Source organism: Exiguobacterium sp. s40 (genome assembly GCF_018617905.1).
GTDB classification, from domain to species: domain Bacteria; phylum Bacillota; class Bacilli; order Exiguobacteriales; family Exiguobacteriaceae; genus Exiguobacterium; species Exiguobacterium mexicanum_A.
Map to the genome: position 1 here is coordinate 89,923 of NZ_JACSLC010000008.1, position 8,368 is coordinate 98,290.

General features: G+C 51.7%; 8 protein-coding genes. All 8 read right to left on the minus strand.

The genetic code is table 11. The annotated features are described in order from the left end of the window. Positions 1 to 158: 158 nt before the first annotated feature. The 8 genes from KNP02_RS09255 to KNP02_RS09290 all read right to left on the minus strand — a co-directional run bounded on the left by KNP02_RS09255 (position 159) and on the right by KNP02_RS09290 (position 8,115). A complete protein-coding gene (locus KNP02_RS09255; protein WP_214708575.1) occupies positions 159 to 1,256 on the minus strand; it encodes an amidohydrolase in 1,098 nt (365 codons plus the stop codon). Positions 1,257 to 1,276: 20 nt separating this feature from the next. After that, complete coding sequence (locus tag KNP02_RS09260; RefSeq protein WP_214708573.1) at positions 1,277 to 1,621, minus strand: DoxX family protein; 345 nt, start codon at positions 1,619 to 1,621, stop codon at positions 1,277 to 1,279. A gap of 55 nt (positions 1,622 to 1,676) precedes the next feature. Further along, entirely contained in the window at positions 1,677 to 2,939 is a 1,263-nt protein-coding gene (locus KNP02_RS09265) for a S1C family serine protease (protein WP_214708571.1), read from the minus strand. A 121-nt stretch (positions 2,940 to 3,060) separates the two neighbouring features. Continuing rightward, entirely contained in the window at positions 3,061 to 3,879 is an 819-nt protein-coding gene (locus tag KNP02_RS09270; RefSeq protein WP_214708569.1) for a fumarylacetoacetate hydrolase family protein, read from the minus strand. 54 nt (positions 3,880 to 3,933) lie between these two features. Further along, positions 3,934 to 4,389 carry an anaerobic ribonucleoside-triphosphate reductase activating protein gene (gene nrdG / locus KNP02_RS09275; protein WP_214708567.1) on the minus strand — a complete coding sequence of 152 codons (456 nt, stop codon included), beginning with the start codon at positions 4,387 to 4,389 and terminating at the stop codon, positions 3,934 to 3,936. Further along, the gene (locus tag KNP02_RS09280; RefSeq protein WP_214708565.1) at positions 4,367 to 6,211 is read right to left on the minus strand and encodes an anaerobic ribonucleoside triphosphate reductase; all 1,845 of its coding nucleotides are present in this window, start codon (positions 6,209 to 6,211) and stop codon (positions 4,367 to 4,369) included. The genes nrdG and KNP02_RS09280 overlap by 23 nt, the downstream gene beginning before the upstream one ends. Before the next feature lie 191 nt (positions 6,212 to 6,402). Beyond that, positions 6,403 to 7,245, minus strand: coding sequence for a formate/nitrite transporter family protein (locus KNP02_RS09285; RefSeq protein ID WP_128122774.1), 843 nt, complete (start codon positions 7,243 to 7,245; stop codon positions 6,403 to 6,405). A 210-nt stretch (positions 7,246 to 7,455) separates the two neighbouring features. Then, the gene (locus KNP02_RS09290) at positions 7,456 to 8,115 is read right to left on the minus strand and encodes a 50S ribosomal protein L25/general stress protein Ctc (protein WP_214708563.1); all 660 of its coding nucleotides are present in this window, start codon (positions 8,113 to 8,115) and stop codon (positions 7,456 to 7,458) included. Between the last annotated feature and the right edge of the window lie 253 nt (positions 8,116 to 8,368).

Consider the following 8,368-nt stretch of genomic DNA (forward strand, 5'->3'; position numbering starts at 1 on the left):
CCTGTTCCCCTGTTGTTCCATGTGTCTTCCTCCCCGATAGCGAAAAATTCAGAATTGTCGTTATATTGTCGCTAATAAGCAGATGATAACGCTTACATTTAAAGTTGGCAATAAAAAAATGAACGAGCTCGTCCGGCCCGTCCATCTAGTCAATCGCTTCAATTATCGTTTGCGGCCCGGCGCAACGTATCGGCGAGTAAGGCAGCCGCTTCTGGTAAGACGTCCCGATCGAACGACATATGAGGATGATGGAGCCCCGGTGTCAAGTTCGCGCCGATTCCAATCATCGTCGCATCGAGTCCCGGCTGTTCGACCGTATAGAAATGAAAGTCGTCACTACCTGATGTAATGATCCGGTCGACGAGCGCGCTTTCCCCGAAGCGGTCGACAATCGCTTCGGCCGCATGTCGGCTCGAGCGTTCGCCGATCTCCGCACCCGGTGTGAAGTCTTGCCAGTCCCAGTGGATGGTGACATCATGAAGGACGGCGATTTGCTGCAACAGCGTCTCGACGCGGTCACGTAACGCCAGCAGCTCCTTGTTCTGTTGAGCCCGGACGTCGAGTGAGAACGTCGCGTTCCCGGGGATGATATTCAAATTATCGCTACCGGCCTGGACGCCCGTCAACTTGATCGAATGGGGCTCGAACGGCGACAAGTAGATGCTTTTGAGCATCTGTTGAATCGTAAAGATGACATCTAACGCGTTTTGACCTTGATGCGGTCGCGCGCCATGGGCATCGTCCCCGATAACGCTTCCTCTTAGAAAGAATGCGGCTCCGTGTTGAATCGCAGCCGCATATTGTCCGCGCTGCAATTCCTCGAGCGGTCGCAAGTGGATGCCATACAGCTGACTCACTCCTTCGAGTGCCCCTTTTTGAATCATCGCGAGCGAGCCGTTCCCTTGTTCTTCTGCCGGTTGGAAAATGAAGCGAATCCGCTTCGATAGCATCTCATGTCTCAACAGGTCGAGCGCGCCGAGCACCATGCTGATGTTGGCGTCGTGCCCGCATGAGTGATTGGCTTGAAACGTCCCGTCGACTTGTTGCCATAAGGCATCGATATCGGCCCGGACAGCGATGACGTCATCACCTTGCCCAATCTCTGCGATGACCCCGGTCACGTCCGCAAACGTCTCGTGACGGACTTGCCATGACGTCAAGATGTCGGCAATCGTCTTCGTCGTCTCAACCTCTTTCCAGCTCACTTCCGGATGAGCATGAAAATGCTCAAACCAGTTCAATACGTTCGTCGTCATGATCAATTCCCCCAATGTACTTATATTTTTTTGACCCCTTTGATTAAGAGCCACTGCAGTGGCAATCGGGCCCACGTGACCCATTTTGGGAGCGGTATCTTGCCTAGTTTCGACGGTTTGAGCACCATGTTGATATTGGCTGGGAACACCGCGATTAAGAAAGCGGGTAATGTCCCTTTCACGAAGCGCGTCCCTTTGTTCATGAGCAACAACACACCATAGACGACCTCGATGACCCCGCTTGCCTGGACCATGAATCGTTTGAACGGCCATGATTTCGGAATAATCGACATGAACGCCCGCTCCTGAATGAAGTGCATGATGCCGGCCCCTAGAAATAAAATCCCGTATAGTTTACGAATCAACTGAACCCCTCCTTTTTTCTAAGCATAACAAAAAAGATGGGCTGCGTGCCCATCTTTACAGTGCGTCTCCATTTGCGTTTTGAATCTCGACATCGACCGTTTCGGTCTTACCGTCACGAACGTATTCGATTGTGACGGTCCCGTCCGTGTCTCGAATCAGTTCACTCCGCAGGTCGATGAACGATGAGACAGCCTGGTCGTTGATTTTCACGATGACATCGCGTGCCTCAAGTCCTGCCCGTGCGGCCGAACTGTTCGCTTGCACTTCAACGATGATCGTGCCCGACGTCACCGACTCCGGCAAATTGATTTGCTCGGTCAAGTACCCCGGTGGGAACTCAGACACGTCCCGAAGCGAGACGCCGAGCGACGGATGATTCACTTCGCCCGTCTGCTCGATTTGATTGATGAGCGGCAAAGCGATATCGACCGGGATGGAGAAGCCGACCCCTTCGACCGAGTCGGTCGCGATTTTCATCGAGTTGATCCCAATCAATTGTCCTGATTCGTTGATTAACGCGCCACCGGAGTTACCCGGGTTGATGGCCGCGTCCGTCTGAATGACTTCGGCGTTGAAGTCGGCTTGTCCGTTCTCATCCGTATCGACCGGGACGAGACGTGACGTCGACGAGACGACGCCGCGTGTGACCGAGTTCTCAAACTGCCCGAGCGGGTTCCCGATCGCGATTACAGTTTGCCCCGGTTTCAACTCGCTCGACTTTCCAATCGAGATGACGGACGAGACTTTGTCCGCATCGACTTCGAGCACGGCCAAGTCATACGTGGCGTCGCTACCCATCAATTTGGCGTCCGCTGTCGATCCGTCATTGAATGTCACGGTCAAACGGTCAGCACCGTTGACGACGTGATGGTTCGTGACGATGTAAGCCGAGTCGCCGTCTTTTTTATAGATGACACCCGAGCCGACCCCGGCTTCGACAGCTTCACTTGAAAAACCGTTTGACGCGAAATTGTTCACCGTCACGACAGCAGGCTGTGCGGTCGCGACCGCATCGGTGACCGAGCTGTCCGTTGTCGTAGACGTCGTCTGGACCGGCGACCCTTCCGACGTCACGTTCGTATCAGACACATTTTTCGGCACTTGATCGATGAACGGAAAAGCGATGGCGCCAGTCAAGACGGCACCAATCACGCCGCCGACAAACCCAGGGAACATCCGGCCGACGAACGATGGTCGGGCCGGTTGCTCTGCGCGCGACGGTTCTTGTCGTTGTTCTGACGAGCCGAGCTCGGTATCGAGCCAATCCTCGCGGTGATTTTGTTCATTTGATTCTGTTGGACGATCATTGCGTTCCATGTGTAATCATCTCCTATATGATGTTTCCTCTTTGTTCTACCCTTAGTATAAGAGGCATAGTCATCGTTTTGCGGAAATGAAGCATCGATTACAAGATTCTTCACAATTTGCGTCAATTGGGTCAGACGATGACGTTACGGAGCGTCCCGAGTCCCGTGATGCTCACTTCGACCGTGTCTCCTGATTGGAGATAGACGGGCGGCTTCATGCCGTGGCCGACCCCGGCCGGTGTGCCGGTCGCGATGATGTCTCCTGCTTCAAGTGTCATGCCCTTTGACAAAGTCCGAATTAACTCTTCGATCGGGCGAATCATATCCGCCGTCGACCCATCTTGACGTGTCTCGCCATTGACGACCGTTTGAATCATGAGTGGGAACGAGAGCTCATCCGGTGTGACGATATACGGCCCCATCGGACAGAACGTATCGAACGATTTGCCGCGGAAAAACTGGACGTGTTGTTTTTGCACATCCCTGGCCGTGATGTCGTTCAGAATCGTGTAGCCAAAAATATGGGCATCGACGTCGTCAATATCCCGGCCTGATTTTCCGATGATGACGGCGAGTTCGCCTTCATAGTCGAGCTGATCGGTCAATTCGGGGTGACGTTCGACGACAGCCTCTGGGCCGACGACCGAGGTTGGCGCTTTCGTGAAGATGACGAGCTTACCGGCCCCCGCCGTATCCATCTCTTTCACATGTTCTTCGTAATTTTTCCCGATACAGATGACATTTTTGAGCGGACGATACGGTGCGACGAACGTGACGTCTTGAAGCGCCAGCCTTGGCGCGACATCTAGATCGACATCCGGTTCAAACTCACGCGCGATGACTTCTAACAGCGAAGTCGTATGTAATTGGTCACTGACGTCATAGACGAACTCTCCTGCCACGACGCCGACCCTTTGCTCTCCTTCAACTTGAAAACTACACCATTTCATCAAAATTCCCCCTTTTTTGCTAGTATACAAAAAATCGGGACGCGACGGCCCCGATTACGCTTTGTTTAAGAAAATAATCCGCTGGTTGCTCGATCCCCGAAACCGGAGCGACCGGTCCATGAGCGGCTGTTCAAAACGCCCATCGACGAGCACATCGGCACGGTCGAGCACGCTTGTGACGAATTCGTCGTGCATGGCTTGTAACTGTTCGAGCGTATAGCCCGTATACACCCAAACGTTTTTCTGAAGGACCTTACATCCGTCGACGAGCCGTGCCAATTCTTCCGGTTGCAGAAATGGTTCCCCGCCTGAAATCGTCACCCCGTCCCAGCCTGATTGTTCGATTTGAGCGAGTAAGTCCGCGACCGAGACGTCTTGTCCCCCACGTGGATTCCAAGATTCTGGATTATGACACCCAGGGCAACGGTGCGGGCAGCCCGCCGTAAAGATGACCGTGCGAATGCCTGGACCGTCGACGACCGATTCTTCAAGTACGGATAGGACGCGCATGATGCTTCACCCTCGCTCGTTCTTCTTCTCGTTTTGCCGAATTCCACCGGTCCATCGTCCCGACCAAGTAGCCGGTGATGCGACGGATCCGTTCAATTCGTTCATGCTCGCCACATGTCGGGCACGCTTCGTCGATAATTCCTTCAAGGCCGCAGTTGCCACAACGGTCGACCGGATGGTTGATCGACCCGTAGCCGACGTTCTCGGTCCGCATGAGCCGGACGATCGCTTCGACCGCTTCCGCATTATGGGCGAGCGATCCGTCGACTTCGACATACGTGATATGACCCGCATCACAGAGCGCGTGGTAAGGCGCTTCGAGACGGACTTTATCGCGAATCGAGACCGATTGATACACGGGCACATGAAACGAGTTCGTATAAAAGGCGCGGTCGGTCACACCTTCGATCATCCCAAACGATTGCTGATCTCTCGTCACAAATTTACCCGACAATCCTTCGGCCGGGGTCGCCAAGAGAGAAAAGTTCAAATCGTATCGTTCCGATGCCTGCTTCATTCGATCACGTAAATGAGTGACGATATCGAGCCCAAGCCGTTCCGCCTCTCGCGACTCGGCATGCGTGCCACCTGTGAGCACACGAAGCGCTTCGGCGAGACCGATAAATCCGACCGAGAGCGTCCCTTGCTTCAGTACCTCGCGAAGATCGTCTTCTGGCCCGAGTCTCTCTCCACCCCGCCAGACGTGTTGGGCATAGAGAAACCGAAATTCGTCGGCGTGACGCTTCGCTTGATAGTCGAATCGTTCGAGCAATTGATCGATGGCGACGTCGACATAGGCGTCGAGCGTCTCATAAAACGAATGGATGTTCGAAGCGACAAGCGCCATCTTGACCAAATTTAACGTCGAGAACGATAAGTTGCCGCGTCCAATCGACGTCTCGGCACCATGCCGATTCCCCATCACCCTTGTCCGACAACCCATGTAGGCGACTTCCGAGCCGTGCGTCCCGTCGTAGTATTGAAGGTTGAACGGAGCATCGACGAACGAGAAGTTCGGGAATAACCGCTTGCCCGTCACACGACAGGCGAGACGGAACAAGTCGACGTTCGGATCGTCCTCATGGAAGTTGACCCCTTCTTTCACTTTAAAGATTTGAATCGGGAAAATCGGCGTCTCCCCGTTACCGAGCCCTCGCTCGGTCGCGCGCAGCAACTCTCGAATGAATATGCGTCCCCACCGGCTCGTGTCGGTGCCGTAATTGATGGAAACGAACGGTACTTGTCCGCCACCACGTGAGTGCATCGAGTTGGCGTTGTGGATGAACGCCTCACACGCTTGATACGTCGCCGCGATTGTTTCAGACTCGGCAGTTTCAAAGAGTTGCTCGGTCGTCCATTCGACTGGTAGCTTTTTGAGCCGCTCGAGCTGACGTTCATACGTCTTTTCGACATACGGTGCGAGGTCGACATCAAACATCGGGAAAGCTTGACCGCCGTGTTGCATGTTTTGGTTCGCTTGAAGAATAATCGAAGCGAGCGCCATCGCCGAGCGGATATCCTGGGGCGGTCGAATCGTCCCGTGCCCGGTATGAAATCCGTTCGTGAGCAAGTGGCCGAGCGGGATTTGACAACACGTCGTCGATCCTGTCACGTAGTAGTCGGCGTCATGGATATACAAAAAATTATCCTCGACGGCTTGACGTGACCGTTCTGATAATAGATATGTCGTCGACAATTGTTTTGATACTTCTGAGGATAATCGTGCCAATTTTCCAAGTGGTGATTTCCCGTCGACGTTGGCGTTCTCTTGTACGAGGTCCTGATCTGGGAGAACACAGACATCTTCATAAAGCTGGAGCATATTCACTCCGCATCACCTCACTATATATTGATTACAAGCGAGTTAATTACTCGCTTAAGTTCCATATATAGATTATGTCATGTTTTTCTGGGAAGTAGTGAAGTCTAAATTGTGAGCATTAAGTGTGACGTATTCGCAAAAAAATAGCCGAGCCCTCATCTGGACTCGACCATACCTTAATGTGAACCATATCACAACTCTTTAGCAGGCTTTACGATTTTAAATTCGACTTCTTCTTTTTCTTCTGACTCTTGGGCTTCACGCAAGCCTTTCGCGTTCAACCATGTATAAATCGCACCCATGAACAAGGCACCACCAATAATGTTACCGAACGTCGCCGGAATCAAATTGTGGATGGCACCGGCAAAGCTTATCGCCTCAGGATGTGGGACGACAAGAGTAAGCGCGAACAAGACGAAGTTGGCAATGACGTGATCAAACCCTGACGCGAAGAAGACGGCGACGAGGAAAATCATCGAGAAGATTTGAGCGAACTCATTTTTCATTTGTTTTGGTAGGAAGATCGCGAGACAGACCATCCAGTTGCAGAAAATAGCACGGAAGAAAATCTCGACTGTCGTGTGATGCATCTTACTCTCGACGACCGCGAACAGCCAGTTGTCCATCCCAAGTTCTTGGATGACCCCAGTCGGCGCGAGCAGCAAGGCGAACAAAACGCCACCGAGCGCATTCCCGACAAAGCAGAGCAACCAGACGAGCATCGTGTCGCTGAGCGTCGTGTACCCCCGCATCGTCGAGGTTGTGAAGTACATCGTATTCCCGGTGAACAGTTCGGCTCCGCCATAGATGATCATGACGAGGGCGATTCCGAATGAGAATCCTCCGATGAGCGTTGTGAACGGAGAATCGATCAAATACATTCCATTGACGACTTTCAGTGTGAAAATTGAAGCGAATCCGATAAAGATCCCCGCGAGCATTGCTCGTAAAAAGTACTCCATTGGCCGATAATGAATCATTTGCGAAGATGCCTGTGCTTTCTTCCGCAACGATTCGAGTGCATGGATTTCCATTGATGCCATGTCACAAACCCTTCTTTCTGTTTGAATGAAACCATTATAATAAGAACGAACATGTGAAATCATTAACAATATAAGCCCGAAACGAATAAATTGCAATCGCCCCTTCCACATGTTGACACATTTTTCACATCGTAATCGTTTACATTTGTCGGATTTGTGACTAGAAAAAAACGACCCTTCGCAAAGGGCCGTTCGAAATGATTATTCTTTGTTTTCAGAAGTCTCTTCCGACTCTTCCGTTGAAGTTTCTGACGCCTCTTCAGTCGCTTCAACTTCGCCTTCTGTCGCTGTATCAGCTTCAAGGTCTTCGACCGCCACCGGTTCATTCACCGATGCGATTTGAAGATCACCCTCAGATACGATTTCGTAATCTTTGTTCTCTGGAATATCAGCGACAGTGAGCGAGTCACCGATGCCGAGTTCAGAAACATCAAGCTCGATACGCTCCGGAATGTTGGCTGGTGTTGCCGAGACCGTTACTTTATAGATCGTCTGTGCCAAGTAGCTGCCTTCTTTGACGCCTTTCGCGTCGCCGACAAGTGTGACGTCCGCTTCGACTTCTGTCGCTTCGTCCATCTTCACTGCCATAAATTCGACGTGCTTGTATTCGTTCGTGAATGGGTCGACTTCTGTCCCGTGAACGAGTGTATTCACTTTCTTACCATCGATATTGAGTTCGATCAAAGCGTTGTCGCCGTGTTCACGAAGAATCTTACGAAGTGCCATCTCTTCGAATGCGACCGGTGTGCTTTCAACTTTGTAGCCGTAAACGACACCTAACACTTTTCCTTCTTTACGCAAGTTAGCGCGGACCGAACGTGGTCGTAATTCTCGTTTCGTTACTTTAAGCGTGTCTGCCATAATCTTTTCCCCCTACTGGTTTATCGATCATGTCTACATCTTGAGGGTGAGGCAGTGAAAAAGCCACCTCTCAACCTCGATGCGTTGAGTGACATGTGTATATTGTTCCCATAGCCACCTATCCATAAACGTAACAGGAGGTTAAAAAAAGATTACAGGCGTGTTAATCTGTACCCCTTGTAAAGGACATTAATAAAAAAACTTATGCTGATTCAAGGAGATGATTCCTGTACTGTACGGGAGTCATCTTTTT

Coding starts and splice junctions, on each gene's coding strand:
- KNP02_RS09255 (WP_214708575.1), bottom strand. CDS start 1,256: ATGACGACGAACGTATTGAACTGGTTTGAGCATTTTCATGCTCATCCG.
- KNP02_RS09265 (WP_214708571.1), bottom strand. CDS start 2,939: ATGGAACGCAATGATCGTCCAACAGAATCAAATGAACAAAATCACCGC.
- KNP02_RS09270 (WP_214708569.1), bottom strand. CDS start 3,879: ATGAAATGGTGTAGTTTTCAAGTTGAAGGAGAGCAAAGGGTCGGCGTC.
- nrdG (WP_214708567.1), bottom strand. CDS start 4,389: ATGCGCGTCCTATCCGTACTTGAAGAATCGGTCGTCGACGGTCCAGGC.
- KNP02_RS09280 (WP_214708565.1), bottom strand. CDS start 6,211: ATGCTCCAGCTTTATGAAGATGTCTGTGTTCTCCCAGATCAGGACCTC.
- KNP02_RS09285 (WP_128122774.1), bottom strand. CDS start 7,245: ATGGAAATCCATGCACTCGAATCGTTGCGGAAGAAAGCACAGGCATCT.
- KNP02_RS09290 (WP_214708563.1), bottom strand. CDS start 8,115: ATGGCAGACACGCTTAAAGTAACGAAACGAGAATTACGACCACGTTCG.